The organism is Agromyces cucurbitae (assembly GCF_058349945.1).
On the sequence record NZ_JBYRES010000004.1, the window covers coordinates 91,392 to 107,848 of the forward strand.

Sequence of the window (16,457 nt, forward strand, 5' to 3'; positions counted from 1 at the left end):
GCAGAGCGCCGGTTTTCGGGCCGTGAACTGCGGATGGCGCGTGGTCGACGCGCGCCGTGGCCGGCGAGCTCAACGGGGCAGCGAACCGCCCGAGCACCGCTCGAGTCGCTCGACCCCGGCGCCGAGCACGCCGGACCCGCCGAGCAGGACGAACTTCCGCGACCCGAGGTCGCGCGCGTAGTCGATGTCGATCGGGAGGCAGTCCCGCGGTGAGAGGTACAGCGGCGCGTCGGAGATCGCGGCGAGCGCACCGCCCGCGATGGCGTCGGCGAAGCCGGTCCCGCTCGCGACGAGGAGGTCGTCGCTGTTCCAGAACACTGCGCGATTCACCGCCGCGGAGACCTCGTAGCGGTCCATACCGCCGTACCGGGTGACCGCGCCTGCGCCGCCCATGACGTTCGCGAGGGCCGCCGCGACCTTGCCGTTCACCGCGCCCGGCCCGCCGACGACGCGGACGTCCCTCACGCCGAGCGTTGACAGCAAGCGGCGGGTGCCGGCATCGACACCCCCGCCGAGCCCGTCGAGGAGGATGACCGGGGCACCGAGCTCGGCGGCGGCCGGGGTCGCCGTGAGCGCGTCGGGGAAGTTGCGCCCGGATGCGATGAAGGCGGTACGGCTGCCCGTCGACCCGAACGCCGACGCGATGAGCTTGCGCGCGGTCTCGTAGCGGTCGGCACCGCCCGCCCTGCTCACGTGCGACGGGTCGTCGACGTAGCCGCGCAGCGCTCGCGCGACCGACTCGCCGACGACGCCCGTTCCGCCCGCGATGACGATCCGCTTCGGATCCAGCCGGACGAGTTCGTTGCGGACGACCGTCGGGATCGAGTCCTTCGCCACCGGCAGCACGACGCCCCCGGCCGCGCTCGCTGCCGAACTCGCGGCCAACGCATCCGCGAAGCCGAAGGCGTTCGCGACGTACACGACCGGCGCCCGACCGGTCGGAATCGCCGCCTGCGAGATCTTCACCGCCGTGCCGAACCGGTCGAGACCCGCGAGCCGGCTCGTACTGAACCGCAGCGGGCCCAGCACGATGTCGCCCAAGTTCGTCACCCCGGGTGAGAGCGTCAGCTCGGTCGCCCCCGCGAGGGTGGCGGAGTCGCGCCAGAACTCGGTTCCGACGTCGCTGGTGACGTAGCTCCACCCGATCCGCAAGCGATACCGGCCGGGCTCGAGCCGTGCGACCTGGAAGCTGCCATCGGGCCTCACCACCGGGTCGAGATCCACGTGCACGTACCGCGATGTCCGAGGATCCCACTTGACGAGATCGATCTGCGCGCCCTGCAGCGGCAGCGGCTGAGCGGCCGATGTTCGGTACACGACGCGGCCCCGCAGGATCGTGTCGAGCTCGAGGTCGGCGTCGATCCCGCCGACCACTCCCGTCTGGTCGGCGATCTCGATGAGCGCCGCGCCACCGCGCGTCGGACTGTCCTTCCAGTACTCCGGCACGGTCGGAACCGCAGCCGATGCGGGGAACCCGATTCGGTAGCGCCCCGCTGTGAGGCCGACGAACGAGTAGTTCCCGGAGGCATCCGGCACGACCACATCACCCCAGCCGTCGACCCCGTCGCCACTCACGCGCGTGATCGAAACCGGGTTCTTCGACGGGAGGAGCGTGCGACCGTCGTCCACGCGAACGGTGCCCTCGATCGCGTTCGATCGCACGAGGTGGCCGTCGCGAACGACCGTTCCGCCACTCTCGACGACGGTCTCGTCGAAGCCGAAGTAGTTCCACCTCGGCGCGCCCATCACCTCGACCCGGTACTTTCCGGGCGGCAGCGCGATCGCCGTCTCGTAGCGCCCGTCGGTCGTGGTGGTCGCGATGGTCTGGAAGCGCGATTCCACATCATTCGACGGACGAGTGACGTGCACCTTCGCGCCGGCGGCGGGGCCGTCGTCGTCGACGAGCAGCCCGGTGATCCGACCGCCGGCGGCCAGTTCGACGTCGAACCTGGGTTCGACGCCCTCGGCGAAGCGCACGACCTCCGCGTCGGCCTGCGAGTACGCGTCGCCCCACCACTCGCTCACGAGGCCGCCGGGCCCCGAGTACCGGAACCGCAGGTACGCGTCGCCGACCGGGATGCCGGTCAGCCGATACGCGCCGGTTCCCGGCGCGGCCGTCGTCGTCGCGAGGGTTCGGCCCGAGGCATCCATGGCGAGCACCTCGACCGTCGCCGCTGCCGCGAGCGCAGCGCCGCCGGGCCCGGACACCGCTCCGACGGCGGTCACGGCGGGTGCGGCCCAGCTCGGCGCGGCGGGCACGAGGGCGACGATCATCGAGACGGCGGTCGCGGCGAGCAGTGCCCGCCGCCGACGGGATCCCGGCACAGCGCCTCCATCGGAGCAACCGGCGCAGACAGTCCGGGCTGTGCTGCAGCGTACTGGCTGGACGGGCCGATTGTGAAGATCCCTCTCACGCGTGCGAACAGCATCCATGCCAGACTCGAACGCATGGCAGCCGACGAGACGAACCCCACCGGCCCCTCCGACGAGACGAAGCGCAAGTTCCGCGAGGCGCTCGAACGCAAGAACCAGGCCTCGAAGAAGCGCGAGGGCGAGGCGCACCTCGACGGCGGCGGCCAGGCGCACGACGCGCACGGACCCGCGTCGCACAAGCGCGAGTTCCGCCGCAAGAGCGGCTGAGCGGCAGCGGCGGTCAACCCCTCGCGGTCTCGGCCGCGAAGGCGGAAGATGGGGGCCGTACGCCGATCGTTTCGAGGAGGAACGCCATGGCTACCGTCGCACGAGTCACCACCATCACCGTCCGCTCCGAGGTGAGCTTCGAGGACGCCGTCGCCGCCGGGGTCGCCCGCGCGGCCGAGACGCTGCGCAACGTCAGCGGCGCCTGGGTCAAGGAGCAGAAGGTCGAGGCGACCGACGGGCGCATCACGGCCTGGTCGGTGACCCTCGAGGTCACCTTCGTGCTCGACGACTGAGCGTCGGGCACCGAGCACCCACGGCACGACCCGGCGGAGGCGCGATCGCTCCCCCGCCGGGTTCGTGCGCGCCGATCAGACCGGGGAGCCCGAGCTGAACGTGCCCTTCAGCATGATCGAGGCCCCGCTCGTGAGGTCGTCGACCCTGACGTTCGACCACGTGACCGCGGTCAGCGTCGAGACCTGGCCGTTCGGGCAGTCGAGCACGTCGGCGGCCGCGGGCGGCGAGAGCGTCAACGTGCCGACGAGGTTGCCGTTCTTGCCTGCCGTGAAGACCCCGCTCTCCGAGACGTCCTGCGAGATGGTCGTCTTCTTCGGGTCGCTCGGGTTGTTTCCGCCGCCGTTGATGCACTGGTACGTGGCGTCGAGGTGCGCCGTCGCCTGGACGGTCTCGACGGAGCCCGACGAGAGGCCGGCCTCCTTGAACTGGACGACGAGGCTCGTGCCATCGGCCGAGGCGCTCGTCGCGCTCTTGATGAAGTGGGGGCTGCCGCCCGCCATGGCCGGGCCCGCGCCGACGAGCACGAGCGCCGCGGCCGCGGCGAGCGCGACCAAGGCCTTGCGAATGGACATGGTGGATCCTTCCGATCGGGTTTCGACATCGGCGACTCGGCCGCCCCCGGCCCGCGAGACCTCGTGACCCGCCCCGATCGGAATGCGCGCGGTGATCGCGGCCCTGCGGCCGCGCCTCGATTGCGAGCGTACGCCGGTCGCCCCACCCCCTCCAGCATTTACTGACGATTCCTCAGCAATACCCCCAGAACTGGGGAACGGGCGCACCGCTCCCGTCATCGTGGCGAACGACGACGGCCGGCCGACGCCACTGGCGCCGGCCGGCCGGAGGGCTGCTCGGTCACTCCCCCGCGAGGCCTCCGATGAGGTGGCCGAACGGCCGATCGAGCTGGAACGGGTCGTTCACGAGCTGCGAGCGGTCGGTGCGCTCGACGAGGTCGGCGAACTCCTTCGCTCCGCGGAAGATGCGGTCGGGCAGCGAACGCACGCCGTCGCCCTCCGAGCCGCCCCAGTCGCTCGTCGCCGCGAAGACGCCCGTCGTCACCGGCACCGCGTGCAGGTACGTGAACAGCGGGCGGATCGCGTAGTCGATCGCGAGCGAGTGCCGCGGCGTTCCGCCCGTCGCTCCGATGAGCACGGGGAGGTCGGTGAGCGCCTGCGGGTCGATCACGTCGATGAACGACTTGAACAGGCCCGCGTAGCTCGTCGTGAAGATCGGCGTCACGGCGATGAGGCCGTCGGCCGAGGCGACGGCCTCGAGCGCCTCCTCGAGCTTCGGCGGGGCGAAGCCGAGCAGCAGGTGGTTCGTGATGTCGTGGGCGAGCTCGCGGAGCTCGAACGTGCGCACCTCGGCTTCGACGCCGCGCTCGGCGAGCGCCGAGACCGCGTCGGCGGCGAGCCGGTCGGCGAGCTGGCGGGTCGAGCTCGGGGTCGAGAGACCCGCCGAGACGACGACGATCTGCTTGGCGGTCATCGGGTCGCCCCCTGTCGGGTCGCGGCGGGGCCGAACGCCGAGCCCGCCTGCTGCTTCGCCTCGGCCTCGACCGCAGCAGTGTCCTGGTAGGGCGAGCCGACGGTCAGATTGTCGCCGCGGTTGGCGTTCGGGGTCGCCTGCCGGGGCGCCTCGTCGCCGTACTTGGCCGACACGAGCGAGGCATGGGTCGGGGCATCCGGCACGTCGGCCGGGCGGTTCTTCGCGAACTCCTCCCGCAGCACCGGCACCACCTCGCCGCCCAGCAGGTCGAGCTGTTCGAGCACCGTCTTGAGGGGCAGGCCGGCGTGATCCATGAGCCAGAGCTGGCGCTGGTAGTCGCCGACGTAGTCGCGGAACGAGAGCGTCCGGTCGATGACCTCCTGCGGGCTGCCCACGGTCAGGGGCGTCTGCTGCGAGAACTCCTCGAGGCTCGGCCCGTGCCCGTAGACGGGCGCGTTGTCGAAGTAGGGGCGGAAGTCGCGCACCGCGTCCTGCGAGTTCTTGCGCATGAACACCTGGCCGCCGAGGCCGACGATCGCCTGCGCGGCCGTGCCGTGACCGTGGTGCTCGAAGCGCTGGCGGTACAGGGCGACCATGCGCTGGGTGTGCGAGGCCGGCCAGAAGATGTGGTTCGAGAAGAAGCCGTCGCCGTAGAACGCGGCCTGCTCGGCGACCTCGGGCGTGCGGATCGAGCCGTGCCAGACGAACGGCGGCACGCCGTCGAGCGGGCGCGGGGTCGAGGTGAAGCCCTGCAACGGCGTGCGGAACTTGCCCGACCAGTCGACGACGTCCTCGCGCCACAGCCGGTGCAGCAGCTCGTAGTTCTCGACGGCGAGCGGCAGGCCCTGGCGGATGTCCTTGCCGAACCACGGGTAGACCGGGCCGGTGTTGCCGCGGCCGAGCATGAGGTCGGCGCGTCCGCCCGAGACGTGCTGCAGCATCGCGTAGTCCTCGGCGATCTTGACCGGGTCGTTCGTCGTGATGAGCGTGGTCGCGGTCGACAGCTGGAGCGTCGAGGTCTGCCCGGCGATGTACGCGAGGGTCGTGGTCGGCGACGACGACCAGAACGGCGGGTTGTGGTGCTCGCCGAGGGCGAAGACGTCGAGGCCGACCTCTTCGGCGTGCTTGGCGATCGTCAGGGTCGCCTGGATGCGCTCGGCCTCGGTCGGCGTACGACCGGTCGTCGGGTCCTGCGTGATGTCGCTGACGGTGAAGATACCGAACTGCATGATGCTGCTCCTGAGCTCATCTGGTGATGCGTCGATTCTATGCGTTTGCATACATCGGGTGCAACGGAGGCCGTAGCCACGGTATTCCCGATCCGCCCCGAAGCGTGAACGCGGCGTTACACTCGGCCTGATGAGCACGATCTCGGTCGTCATTCCGTGCCTCGACGATGCGGAGTTCCTCACCGCATGCCTGCGCGCCCTCGCCGCCCAAACCCGCCCCGCCGACGAGGTGATCGTCGTCGACAACGGCTCCGCCGACGACAGCGCGGCGGTCGGACGAGCCGCGGGCGCACGAGTGATCGTCGAGCCGGTGCAGGGCATCTGGCCCGCGACCGCGACGGGGTTCGACGCCGCCGGCGGCGAGATCATCGCCCGGCTCGACGCCGATTCCGTGCCCGCGCCCGACTGGCTCGCCGAAGTCGAACGACGCATGTCGGCGCGCGACCGGCCCGCCGTCGTCACGAACGGCGGCACGTTCTACGGGCGCAGCGCCCTCGTGCGCTGGATCGCGCGCAACATCTACATCGGCGGCTACTTCACGGTGATCGGCGCCCTGCTCGGGCACCCGCCGATCTTCGGCTCGAACTACGCGATCCGCGCCGACGCCTGGCTGCGCCTGCGCGATGTCGTGCATCGCGACCGGGCCGACGTGCACGACGACCTCGACCTCGCCTGGTGGATGCAGCCCGGCATGACGGTCGTCCGCGACCGCCGCCTCAAGGTCGAGGTCTCGGCGCGACCGTTCGACACGCCGTCCGGGCTCTGGCGCCGCGTGCGCATGGCGTTCCACACGATGTCGGTCGAGTCGCGCGAGTGGCCGCCGTTGCGCCGGCGTCGCGAACGACGCCTGGCCTCCGCCTGGGTGTGGGAGGCACCGGGAGTCGACGAAGCCGCACCCGAGCGCGACGCCGACGGCGACGAGGCTCTGCCCGCCTGAGTCCGGTTCAGCCGCCGCGGGCCGAGTCGGTCGCCTCGAACAGGGCGAGCATGTCGCGGACGAGCTGGTGCGGCGCGGTCTCGCAGGGACTGTGACCGGTCGGGTACGCCGCGAACCGCGCCCCGAGCTCGCGCGCCGAGCGCTCGTGCAGCTCGCGCGGCCAGAGGTCGTGCTCGCCGACGGCGACGAGCTTCGGCACGGTGGTCGCCGCGAGCTCGGCGCGCACGTCGGGGGTCGCCATCATGAGCGCGATGATGTCGTCGACGCTGTCGCGTCGCGTGAGCGCGAACCGCTCGCGCACGAACGCCAGCCGGCCGGGCGGCACCTTGTTGAGGTTGTTGCGGATGCCCCAGAGCATCAGCGAAGCGCCCTGCCGAGGCGTCGTGAACCCGCTCAGCGCCCCGATGCGCTTCACGCCGCGGAACGCCTGCCCGGGCTCGGGCGGCGAGCTCAGCAGCGTGAGGCTCGCGAACCGGTCTGGCCGTTCGAGCAGCGCGAGGCCCGCAAGCGTGCCCGCGAAGCTGTAGCCGAGCACGTGGGCCGCACCCGCCCCGTCGTCGAGCACGGCGAGCAGGTCGTCGAGGAACAGCCGCTCGTCGTAGTGCGCACGAGGCGGATCGAGGTTCCACGGGCCCGCCTCGAACGACTCGTACTGCCCGGCGAGGTCGAACGACTCGACCCGGTAGCCCGCGTCTGCGAACAGCGGCAGCATGATGACGAAGTCCTCTTTCGAGCCCGTCGCGCCGGGCACGAGCACGACGCGCGGCCCATCGGCAGGGCCGAGCGCGATGCGCGCGAGCGGGCCGCTCGGCGCGGCGAATCGGCTGCGCTCGGTGCCGGGCGGCAGCGCGTGCCAGTCGAGGTCGGGCAGCGCCTCGTCGAGCCTCCGAGCCTCGTCGATAGCCGCCACGACCATCACGATAGCGGCTGGGCGGTCGAGGCTGGGCGATCGCCCAGACTCGTCGCCTACGCTGGAACGATGGCTACCGTCGCGCTCACCCTGGACACCTTCGAGAAGACCATCCTCGAGGGCGGCACCGTCTTCGTCGACTTCTGGGCGGCGTGGTGCGGTCCGTGCCGCCAGTTCGCGCCCAACTACGAGGCGGCGTCCGAGGCGAACCCCGACCTCGTGTTCGCGAAGGTCGACACGGAGGACCAGCAGCAGCTCGCGGCCGCGATGAACATCACGTCGATCCCGACGATCATGGCCTTCAAGGACGGCATCGGCGTGTTCGCCCAGGCCGGCGCGCTGCCGCGTCCGATGCTCGACGAGCTCGTGTCGCAGGTGCGCGCGCTCGACATGGACCAGGTGCGCGCCCAGCTGGCGTCGCAGGAGGCCGGCGAGGCGACGGGCACCGACGGCGCCTGAGGCTCCGCCGCGGTCAGGCCTCGCCGCGAGGCTCGCGCCCCGGCTCGGCCGAACCGGCACCCGACCCGAGCGCGTGCTCGAGCCCCGACAGGTCGAGCTCGACGCCGAACGGTCGCGCCGCACCCGTGATGCGCGCGGGAACGCGCGCGTAGCGCCCCGACTGCGCGAGCAGGTCGAGCCGGTCGCGCCAGTGCTCGTCGGCGGCCGCGCCCAGGAAGCCGGCGTGGCGCGGGCGGTCACCGCCGACGAGCTGCACGCCGACGCGGTAACGGCGCGACAGCCAGCGGTTCGCGCGGGGCACGAGCACGGCGGGCTGGTCGGCACCGCCGTGCAGGCGGGCGAGCTCGATCGCAGCCTGGTGCCGGTGCACCTCGCCCACGGGGGCGATCGCCCGCACGTCGCGCTCGACGTGCGGCGCCTCGACGACCTCGAGGCCGTCGAGCGTCGTCAGGTCGCCCCACTGGTCGGGGTTCGCACGACGGCGTCGCACGAGCCCGGCCACGACCCAGGCGATGGCCGCGAGGAGCAGCACCGTGAACGGCCAGAACAGCCAGGCCGGCGATTCGGGGCGGATGGCGCTCGTCGCGACGAGCAGCACGACGACGACGAGGTACGGCAGCGGCTCCCAGGCGAGCAGGGGCTTCCGGCGGGGCGCAGACACGCACATCAGGCTATCGTGCGGATGCCCCGTGGCCGGCGTCAGCGGAGGGCGTCGAGCCGACCGGCGACCTCGTCGAGCACGCGCTCGGCGCCGGCGTAGATGCCTGCGGGGCGCGGCCAGTGCGAGACGACGTCGGTGAACCCGAGCTCGCGGGCGCGGTCGACCGCGTCGTCGAAGGCGCCGACGCTCGCCAGGCTGAACCGCGCCTCGGAGTCGAGCGAGAGCGTGCGCGCGACCGTGCCGGGATCGCGGCCGGCGGCCGCGCACGCCGCGTCGAGCCGCTCGACGAGCCGGGCGACGCCGCGCCACCAGGCATCCGTGCCGTCGTCGTCGCCGCCCGTCGTGATCCAGCCGTCGGCGACCGACGCCACGAGCCCGAGCCCGCGCGGGCCGTTCGCGGCGAGATGCAGCGGCATCCTGGGGCGCTGGGCGGGTTCGCCGACCATCCGCGCGCCGTCGGCGGTGAACCACTCGCCCGCGAACGAGATCCCGTCACCGCCCGGCTCCTCGAACCGGAGCAGTGCGTCGAGGCCGTGCACGAACTCCTCGAAGCGGTCGGCGCGCTGCCGCGGCGTCAGCTCGGGCTGGCCGAGCACGTGGGCGTCGAAGCCGGTGCCGCCGGAGCCGACCCCGAGCAGCACGCGCCCGCCGGCGATCTGGTCGACGGTCGCGATGTCCTTCGCGAACGTGACCGGGTGCCGGTAGTTCGGGTGCGAGACGAACGTGCCGAGGCCGATGCGCTCGGTGACCGTCGCCGCCGCGGTGAGCGTCGGGATCGTCGCGTGCCAGCGCTCGCCCGCGAGGCTGCGCCACGCGAGGTGGTCGTACGTCCAGGCGTGGTCGAAGCCGTAGGCCTCGGCCGCACGCCAGTACCGCGCGGCGTCGGGCCAGTCGGACTGGGGCAGGATGACGATGCCGAAGCGCATGGCGCCAGCCTAGGCCGCCGCGTGCGGATGCGGTGACGGCTCGGCGGCCTCCCCCGGAGCGCGGTGCCGGTCGCCCCCCGTCCGCGCGTCCGACGACGCCGGTGCGCCCGTCGGCACGGAGTCCGTCGCGGGAACCGGTTCTGCGCCGAGCTCGACCGCGGGCGAGCCGGGCGCGTCGGGCCGCTCGAGCTTCACGCAGACGATGCCCGCGAGGATGAGCACGCCGCCGAGGATCTGCAGCGGGCCGAGCGCCTCGCCGAGCAGCATCCAGCCCGCGATCGCCGCGAAGACGACCTCGGAGAGCCCGAGGAACGCGGCCAGGCGGGAGCCCAGCATGCCGATCGAGGCGATGCCGGCCGTGTAGGCGAACGCGGTCGAGACGAGCCCGACGGCGATGAGGGGCACGAACCACGGCACCGGAGTGCCGAGGAACGGCACGTCGGCGGTCGACGCCTGCATCGGCAGGAGGCCCGTGAGCCCGGCGACACCGAGCGCGACCGCCGCGACGACGAAGCCCGCGGCGATGAGCCCGAGGGGCGGCAGCTGCTCGGCGGCCGACTCGCCGACCGCGTAGTAGACGCACACGCCGATCATGGCGAGCGCCGCGAACGCGATGCCGAGCGGGTCGAGTCCGCCGCCGCCCGGGCCGATGACGAGCACGAGACCGGCGAGGGCGAGCACGGAACCCGCGAGCACGACGCGCTGGGGCGTGCGCCGCGAGCGCAGCCAGGCGAACAGCACGAGCGCGATCGGGGCGAGGTACTCGATGAGCAGCGTCATCGACACGGGGATGCGCTCGAGCGAGGCGTAGAAGAAGAACTGCACGCCCGCGACCGCGACGAGCCCGTAGAGGAGCACCGTCCACTTCGCGCGCCACAGGGGGCGCAGGTCGCCGCGGAGGGCGATGAGGCCGGGCACGGCGAGCAGGATCGCCGCGATCGTGATGCGGGCGAGCACCGCGGCGCCGGGCGACCAGCCGCCCTCGATGAGCGGCTTCACGAAGACGCCGCCGACGCCGAATCCGAGACTCGCGCCGAGCCCGAGCACGATGCCGAGCACTCCGCGCCGCCGTGACGTCATGTCGCCTCCCCGCCGAACCGAACCGCTGCCGGCGCTCGCCCGACGCGCTGGCCGATTCCGGCCGCGTCAGGAGTGAACACCGTTATGCTCGTGACAGTACCCCTCGACGAGGTCAGGAGTCAAATGCTTTTCACCGATGACACGGTCGCGGCCCTCGAGTTCATGGCCGCGCTCGCCGACACGGTGCCCGGCGCGTCCGAGTCGGGCGACGACGAGCTCGCGTCGCCCGCCCAGCTCACCGCGCTCATCGCGTCCTGGCAGTACTCCGGACGCCACGACGGCGACGAGCGCGAGCTCGCCGAGGTGCGCGAGGCGCGCGAGCGGCTGCGCGGCATCTGGGGCCGCCCTCGCGACGAGGTCGTCGACGAGGTGAACGCCATCCTCGCCGAAGCGCGGGCGCTCCCCCGGCTCGTGCGCCACGACGGGTCCGACTGGCACATCCACGCGACCTCGCCCGACGCGCCGCTCGCCGAGCGCATGCTCGTCGAGGCGGCGATGGCACTCGTCGACGTCGTGCGCGCCGATGAGACCGCGCGCCTCCGCGAGTGCGCGGCCGACGACTGCACGGGACTGTTCGCCGACCTCTCGAAGAACGCGTCGCGCCGCTACTGCAGCACGCGGTGCGGCAACCGCATGGCGGCCCGGGCGCACCGCGCGCGCAGCGCCGACTGAGGGGCGACGCCGCCCACGCGGCATCCGGGAATGACGAAGGCCCCCGCCGGATCGGCGGGGGCCTTCGCAAGAAGTTCGCGGTGTCTTCGAGAGCCGCGCGGACTGCCGTGCTTAGCGGCGCAGCCCGAGACGCTCGATGAGCGAGCGGTAGCGGTTGATGTCGACATCGGCGAGGTAGCCGAGGAGACGACGGCGCTGACCGACGAGGAGCAGCAGGCCACGACGCGAGTGGTGGTCGTGCTTGTGCTCCTTCAGGTGCTCGGTGAGGTCCTTGATGCGCTTCGTGAGCAGCGCGATCTGGACCTCGGGGGATCCAGTGTCACCGGGGTGCGTCGCGTACTCTTCGATGATCGCCTTCTTGACGTCTGCTTCGAGTGCCATAGATGGGATCCCCTTTCTTCTCGTTGCGCGCTGCCCGGGGCCGAATGCCTGGGCTCTCTTGATGCGCGGCCGATTTCACGGCAACCTCAATACTCTAGCAGAACGGATGCCTCGGGGCGGACCGCTCCCCGGCCCGAGCCGCGGGCACCTCAGTCGAGCGGCCCCTCGAGCAGGGTGAGGGCGGCGTCGACCGCCTCGGCCGGGGTGCCGGTTCCGCTGCGCGCCCACCAGCGCATCGCGCTGAACCCCGTCGTGACGTAGAGGTCGGCGAGCAGGTGCGCCCGCAGGGACGCCGGCTCCCCGAGATGCGGCTCGAGCAGCTCGTGCACGGCACCGAACTTCGCGAGGCCGTGCGCGAGCACCGACGGATGCGCGTCGATGATCCGGAGGCGCTGCCGGGTGACTTCGAGCAGGTCGGCGGGGAACTCGGCCATCGCCACGTAGGCGCGGTGGAGGCCCGCGACCGGCGGGGCGGCCGCGTCGCCGGGCTGCGAGCCGCCGTTCGCGAGCGCCGCCTCGAAGCGTGCGATCGCCTCGTCGAAGCCGCCCCACACGAGGTCGGGCTTCGACGGGAAGTAGCGGAACAGCGTGCGACGGCTCACGCCGGCGGCCTCGGCGACGTCGGCCATCGTGACCTCGTCGAAGCCCCGCTCGGTGAACAGGGCGAGCGCCCGCGCCGCGAGCCCCTCGGGGTCGACCTCGACGGGGCGACCCCTGGCCGCTCGCGGTGCGGCGCCGTCGCCGGTCGCAGGGCCCACGCCCGAGGCATCCATCGTCACACCGCCATTCTCTCGGGAACATTTTATGACACTCAGTGTTATAACTGGTGGACCGGCCGTGAACCCGACCGGCGAACCCCGCGACGCCGCGCATCCCACGACGCCGCACTCACCGCTGAGGAGCAGCAATGAATACCGCCATCACCCCCGGACGCTTCGACGGCAAGGTCGCGATCGTGACCGGCGCCGGATCGGGCATCGGCCTCGCGACGACCGTGCGGCTCGCCTCCGAGGGCGCCCGCGTGATCGCCGCCGACGTCTCGAAGGAGCGCCTCGACGCGCTCGTCGCCGAGCACCCCTCGCTCGACATCGTCGCCGCCCCCGGCGACATCACGGTCGAGGAGAACGTGCAGGCGCTCGTCGCCGCCGCGGGCGACAAGGTCGACGTGCTCGCGAACGTCGCCGGCATCATGGACGCCTTCCTGCCGGCCGCCGAGGTCGACGACGCGACCTGGGAGCGCGTCATGAACGTCAACGTCACCGCGGTCATGCGCCTCACGCGCGCCGTGCTGCCCAAGATGCTCGAGCAGGGCTCGGGGTCGATCGTCAACGTCACGAGCGAGGCCGGCCTCCGCGGTGCCTCGGCCGGCGCCGCCTACACGACGTCGAAGCACGCCGTCGTCGGCTTCACCAAGAACACCTCGGTGATGTACTCGGGCTCGGGCATCCGCGTCAACGCGGTTGCACCGGGCGGGGTCAAGACGAACATCGAGGCGCCGTTCCACTCGGAGCACGCGGGCAAGGTGCTCGGCCCGGTGCTCGGCGCCCTCGCCCTCGTGCCGGCCGAGCCCGAGCAGCTCGCCGCCGCGATCACCTGGCTGCTCTCCGACGACTCGGCGAACGTGTCGGGCGTCGTGCTCGCCTCGGACGGCGGCTGGTCGGCGATCTGACCGCCCCGCCTCGATGCACCGGATGCCCCGTGCCGCCCGTCGGCGCGGGGCATCCGTTGCTTCTCCGCACCGCCCGGGCGAGACTGGGGCCATGGCCTTCGTGATCAAGCGCGTGTACGAGCCCGCCGCGGCGGGCGACGGCTTCCGGGTGCTCGTCGACCGGCTGTGGCCCCGCGGCGTGAGCAAGGAGCGCGCCGAGCTCGACCTCTGGGACAAGGAGGTCGCCCCCTCCCCCGAGTTGCGCACGGAGTGGCATCACGCCGCCGACCGCGCCCGGGACTTCGAGCACTTCGCGACGCGCTACCGCACCGAGCTCGACGAGAACCCCGCGGCCGAGGCGCTCGTGCGGCTCGGCCGCGACCACGATCGCGTGACCCTGCTCTACGGCGCGCGCGACACGCAGGCCAACCACGCCGAGGTGCTGCTCGAGTGGCTCGCCGGCCACGGTGCCGCCGTCGAGCGGGGCTGAGGCCGACGGCCGGTCGCGCCGGACCACCGGCGGCCCTTGAGGCGTCGCGCGCCCTGGCGTAGCGTGCGACGTGACCCGAAGAAAGCGAGCATTCATCATGATTGCGAAGCATCGGACCCGCACCGCCGCCATCGCACTCGCCGCCATCGCCGGACTCTCGTTCGCCGGTGCCGGCGCCGCACAGGCGAAGCCGCCGGGCATGCCCGCCATTCCGCTGAACAACGAGCAGGAGACGACCGGGGCGACCGGCGGCGGGCACGGCTTCATCGCCTACGAGATCGTGGACGGGCAGTTCTGCTACACCCTCGAGGTCGAAGGACTCACGGCCGCCGCGGTCGCCGCGCACATCCACTTCGCGCCGCGGAACGTCGCCGGCGGCATCGTCGTGCCGCTCTCCGTGCCGGGCACGACGTCGTTCACCGTCGAGGACTGCGCCGACGCGAGTTCGACGGTGCTCGACGCCATCGCCGCGAACCCCGGCGCGTACTACGTCAACGTGCACACGCCGACGTATCCGGGCGGCGAAGTGCGGGGGCAGCTGAAGTAGCCGCCGCGGCACGGTGCGAACGCGATCAGGGAGTGAACGGGAAGATCGCGGGGGTCCCCGTGTGCGCGTACACGATCACGAGGAACACGACGAGGTCGAACAGGAGGTGCACGACGAGCACGTACGTGAGCGACTTCGTGAGCTTGAACGTGTAGCCCTGCACGAGGGCGAACGGGATCGTGAGCAGCGGCCCCCAGCTCTGGTAGCCGAGCTCCCAGAGGAAGGAGACGAACACGGTCGCCTGCAGCAGGTTCGCCTGCCAGCCCGGGAAGTGCCGGAGGAGCAGCGCGAACACCGTGCAGATGAAGAACAGCTCGTCCCACGTGCCGACCGCCGTCACGCCGACCGCGAGCCGCCCGATCTCGTTCGCATCGTCGACCGACGGCCAGTTCTCGTAGACCCCCGACCCGATGAAGTAGGCGGGCAGGATGAGCCAGCCGGCGAACGTGACGCCCGCGAGGTACGCCCACTGCGTGCGCGTCCAGCGCCGTCCGGTGCGCCACGGGAAGCGGATCGTGCGCTCGCGGTAGACGAGCCGCGACACGAGGAACGGCACGGCCACCGCGAGCCCGAGCACGACTGCGAACCGGAGCATGCCGGCGTCGCTGAGGTCGGCATGGAGCGACATCGTGGAGATGATCGCCTGCCCGATCGCGATGAGTGCGAGGTCGGGCGCCAGGCGCTCGGTGCGGCCGGCACGGTCGCAGGCCCACGCGATGAGCACGCCCACGACGAGCGCGGCCCAGCCCGCCCACTGCCAGCGGAGGCCGAACAGCAGCACGGCGGCGCCGCAGACGAGGATCGCCGGCACGAGCGCGACCGGATGCGTGCGAACCACCGCAGACGGGCGGGCTGGCGGGTCGGCGGTGTCGGCGGGCACGACCCCAGCATGGCATGCGCGGGCACCCGGAGCGGCGCCCCCGATTGTCGCCGGGCGGTGCGACGATCGACTCATGCAGCAGACGATCGTCCCGCCCTACCTGCTCGACCGCATCGCCGACGCGGGCCACCGATTCCCGCTCGCTGCCGAGGCGGCCCGGCGTTCGCTGTTGCGCGACGCGCCCCGCCGCGAGCTCCGCGGCGCTCCGCCGCTGCTGCCGCCCGAGCATGCCGAGCCGCGGCTGCCCGCCGCCCTGCCCGACGCCCCGTCGCACCCCGACCGGCGCATCTCCGACGCCGAGCACACCGAGAAGCTGCCGGGCCGGCTCGTGCGCCGCGAGGGCGAGCACGCGACGGGCGACGAGTCGGTCGACGACGCCTACAACGGCCTCGGCGACACGCACCGCCTCTTCGATCGCGTGTTCGGCCGGGACTCCATCGACGGGGCCGGCATGCCGCTCGAGGCGACCGTGCACTTCGGCGACCGCTACGACAACGCCTTCTGGGACGGCGAGCGCATGGTCTTCGGCGACGGCGACGGCGAGGTCTTCCGCGGGTTCACCGACTCGCTGAGCGTGATCGGCCACGAGCTCGCGCACGGGGTCACCGAGCACACCGCGGGACTGCGCTACCAGGGCCAGCCGGGGGCGCTCAACGAGCACGTCTCCGATGCGTTCGGGGCCCTCGTCGAGCAGTACGCCCTCGGCCAGGACGCCGAGGCAGCGACGTGGCTCATCGGCGAGGGCATCTTCACCGACGAGGTGCAGGGGCGCGCGCTGCGGTCGATGCTCGAGCCGGGCACGGCGTACGACGACGACGTGCTCGGCCGCGACCCGCAGCCCGCGCACATGCGCGACTACGTCGAGACGAGCGACGACAACGGCGGCGTGCACCTCAACTCGGGTATCCCGAACCGGGCGTTCGCACTCGCCGCGCGCGAGCTCGGCGGCTTCGCGTGGGAGCACGTCGGGCGCGTCTGGTACGACACCCTCACGTCGGGGCGGCTCGGCCGCGACGCCACCTTCGCCGAGTTCGCCGCCGAGACCGTGCATCAGGCCGAGCAGCGATTCGGAGCCGACTCGCGCGAGGCGAAGGCCGTTCGCTCGGGCTGGCAGACGGTCGGCGTGCTGCCGGCCGCCGACGCGGCGCCGAGCTCCGGCGGCGCGGCCGAGGCAGACGCCGGCCGGCGGGGCGGCGAACCCGCGCACGACGGCTGATC

General features: G+C 72.4%; 20 protein-coding genes. 9 read left to right on the forward strand and 11 right to left on the reverse strand.

Going from position 1 to position 16,457, the window contains the following annotated elements; genetic code table 11:
• Window positions 1–69: 69 nt before the first annotated feature.
• The gene (locus AC3RJ6_RS15020; protein ID WP_491427897.1) at window positions 70–2,325 is read right to left on the reverse strand and encodes a cell wall-binding repeat-containing protein; all 2,256 of its coding nucleotides are present in this window, start codon (window positions 2,323–2,325) and stop codon (window positions 70–72) included.
• A gap of 123 nt (window positions 2,326–2,448) precedes the next feature.
• On the opposite strand from AC3RJ6_RS15020, the gene AC3RJ6_RS15025 reads away from it, so the two are divergent.
• Entirely contained in the window at window positions 2,449–2,640 is a 192-nt protein-coding gene (locus AC3RJ6_RS15025) for a DUF5302 domain-containing protein (RefSeq protein ID WP_491427898.1), read from the forward strand.
• Between the two features lie 86 nt (window positions 2,641–2,726).
• Complete coding sequence (locus AC3RJ6_RS15030; RefSeq protein WP_491427899.1) at window positions 2,727–2,933, forward strand: dodecin family protein; 207 nt, start codon at window positions 2,727–2,729, stop codon at window positions 2,931–2,933.
• 75 nt (window positions 2,934–3,008) lie between these two features.
• Here AC3RJ6_RS15030 and AC3RJ6_RS15035 read toward each other — a convergent pair whose 3' ends face one another.
• From AC3RJ6_RS15035 to AC3RJ6_RS15045, 3 genes are all read right to left on the reverse strand, one after another.
• Window positions 3,009–3,506 (reverse strand): hypothetical protein, encoded by a 498-nt coding sequence (locus AC3RJ6_RS15035; RefSeq protein ID WP_491427900.1) that lies wholly within the window; start codon window positions 3,504–3,506, stop codon window positions 3,009–3,011.
• 280 nt (window positions 3,507–3,786) lie between these two features.
• Window positions 3,787–4,419, reverse strand: a complete 633-nt coding sequence (locus AC3RJ6_RS15040) for an FMN reductase (RefSeq protein WP_491427901.1) — start codon at window positions 4,417–4,419, stop codon at window positions 3,787–3,789.
• Window positions 4,416–5,648: an LLM class flavin-dependent oxidoreductase gene (locus tag AC3RJ6_RS15045; RefSeq protein WP_491427902.1), complete on the reverse strand. Its 1,233-nt coding sequence runs from the start codon at window positions 5,646–5,648 to the stop codon at window positions 4,416–4,418. The genes AC3RJ6_RS15040 and AC3RJ6_RS15045 overlap by 4 nt, the downstream gene beginning before the upstream one ends.
• A 130-nt stretch (window positions 5,649–5,778) precedes the next feature.
• Here AC3RJ6_RS15045 and AC3RJ6_RS15050 point away from each other — a divergent pair, with 130 nt between their 5' ends.
• On the forward strand, window positions 5,779–6,585 hold the full coding sequence (locus AC3RJ6_RS15050; protein ID WP_491427903.1) for a glycosyltransferase family 2 protein: 807 nt from the start codon (window positions 5,779–5,781) through the stop codon (window positions 6,583–6,585).
• A 7-nt stretch (window positions 6,586–6,592) separates the two neighbouring features.
• On the opposite strand, the gene AC3RJ6_RS15055 is transcribed toward AC3RJ6_RS15050, so the two are convergent.
• Window positions 6,593–7,501 (reverse strand): alpha/beta fold hydrolase, encoded by a 909-nt coding sequence (locus AC3RJ6_RS15055; protein ID WP_491427904.1) that lies wholly within the window; start codon window positions 7,499–7,501, stop codon window positions 6,593–6,595.
• A gap of 63 nt (window positions 7,502–7,564) precedes the next feature.
• Between AC3RJ6_RS15055 and AC3RJ6_RS15060 the strand changes: the two genes are divergently transcribed.
• Window positions 7,565–7,954, forward strand: a complete 390-nt coding sequence (locus tag AC3RJ6_RS15060; protein ID WP_491427905.1) for a thioredoxin family protein — start codon at window positions 7,565–7,567, stop codon at window positions 7,952–7,954.
• A gap of 13 nt (window positions 7,955–7,967) precedes the next feature.
• Here the strand turns inward: AC3RJ6_RS15060 and AC3RJ6_RS15065 are convergent, their stop codons facing one another.
• Genes AC3RJ6_RS15065 through AC3RJ6_RS15075 form a run of 3 tightly spaced genes read right to left on the reverse strand, consistent with a single transcriptional unit; the run spans window position 7,968 to window position 10,621 of the window.
• Complete coding sequence (locus tag AC3RJ6_RS15065) at window positions 7,968–8,615, reverse strand: hypothetical protein (RefSeq protein WP_491427906.1); 648 nt, start codon at window positions 8,613–8,615, stop codon at window positions 7,968–7,970.
• Between the two features lie 38 nt (window positions 8,616–8,653).
• A complete protein-coding gene (locus AC3RJ6_RS15070) occupies window positions 8,654–9,541 on the reverse strand; it encodes an LLM class flavin-dependent oxidoreductase (protein WP_491427907.1) in 888 nt (295 codons plus the stop codon).
• Window positions 9,542–9,550: 9 nt separating this feature from the next.
• Window positions 9,551–10,621: an EamA family transporter gene (locus tag AC3RJ6_RS15075; RefSeq protein ID WP_491427908.1), complete on the reverse strand. Its 1,071-nt coding sequence runs from the start codon at window positions 10,619–10,621 to the stop codon at window positions 9,551–9,553.
• Between the two features lie 123 nt (window positions 10,622–10,744).
• Here AC3RJ6_RS15075 and AC3RJ6_RS15080 point away from each other — a divergent pair, with 123 nt between their 5' ends.
• A complete protein-coding gene (locus AC3RJ6_RS15080) occupies window positions 10,745–11,293 on the forward strand; it encodes a CGNR zinc finger domain-containing protein (protein WP_491427909.1) in 549 nt (182 codons plus the stop codon).
• 111 nt (window positions 11,294–11,404) lie between these two features.
• Here AC3RJ6_RS15080 and rpsO read toward each other — a convergent pair whose 3' ends face one another.
• Both rpsO and AC3RJ6_RS15090 read right to left on the reverse strand, forming a co-directional pair.
• Window positions 11,405–11,674, reverse strand: a complete 270-nt coding sequence (gene rpsO, locus AC3RJ6_RS15085) for a 30S ribosomal protein S15 (protein WP_130351110.1) — start codon at window positions 11,672–11,674, stop codon at window positions 11,405–11,407.
• A gap of 149 nt (window positions 11,675–11,823) precedes the next feature.
• The gene (locus tag AC3RJ6_RS15090; RefSeq protein WP_491428337.1) at window positions 11,824–12,447 is read right to left on the reverse strand and encodes a TetR family transcriptional regulator; all 624 of its coding nucleotides are present in this window, start codon (window positions 12,445–12,447) and stop codon (window positions 11,824–11,826) included.
• Between the two features lie 134 nt (window positions 12,448–12,581).
• Here AC3RJ6_RS15090 and AC3RJ6_RS15095 point away from each other — a divergent pair, with 134 nt between their 5' ends.
• From AC3RJ6_RS15095 to AC3RJ6_RS15105, 3 genes are all read left to right on the forward strand, one after another.
• Window positions 12,582–13,343, forward strand: a complete 762-nt coding sequence (locus tag AC3RJ6_RS15095; RefSeq protein ID WP_491427911.1) for an SDR family NAD(P)-dependent oxidoreductase — start codon at window positions 12,582–12,584, stop codon at window positions 13,341–13,343.
• 91 nt (window positions 13,344–13,434) lie between these two features.
• Window positions 13,435–13,812 (forward strand): DUF488 domain-containing protein, encoded by a 378-nt coding sequence (locus tag AC3RJ6_RS15100; RefSeq protein ID WP_491427912.1) that lies wholly within the window; start codon window positions 13,435–13,437, stop codon window positions 13,810–13,812.
• A gap of 97 nt (window positions 13,813–13,909) precedes the next feature.
• On the forward strand, window positions 13,910–14,359 hold the full coding sequence (locus tag AC3RJ6_RS15105; RefSeq protein ID WP_491427913.1) for a CHRD domain-containing protein: 450 nt from the start codon (window positions 13,910–13,912) through the stop codon (window positions 14,357–14,359).
• Between the two features lie 25 nt (window positions 14,360–14,384).
• Here AC3RJ6_RS15105 and AC3RJ6_RS15110 read toward each other — a convergent pair whose 3' ends face one another.
• A complete protein-coding gene (locus tag AC3RJ6_RS15110) occupies window positions 14,385–15,239 on the reverse strand; it encodes a CPBP family glutamic-type intramembrane protease (protein ID WP_491427914.1) in 855 nt (284 codons plus the stop codon).
• Window positions 15,240–15,312: 73 nt separating this feature from the next.
• On the opposite strand from AC3RJ6_RS15110, the gene AC3RJ6_RS15115 reads away from it, so the two are divergent.
• Window positions 15,313–16,455: a M4 family metallopeptidase gene (locus AC3RJ6_RS15115; RefSeq protein WP_491427915.1), complete on the forward strand. Its 1,143-nt coding sequence runs from the start codon at window positions 15,313–15,315 to the stop codon at window positions 16,453–16,455.
• Window positions 16,456–16,457: the final 2 nt, after the last annotated feature.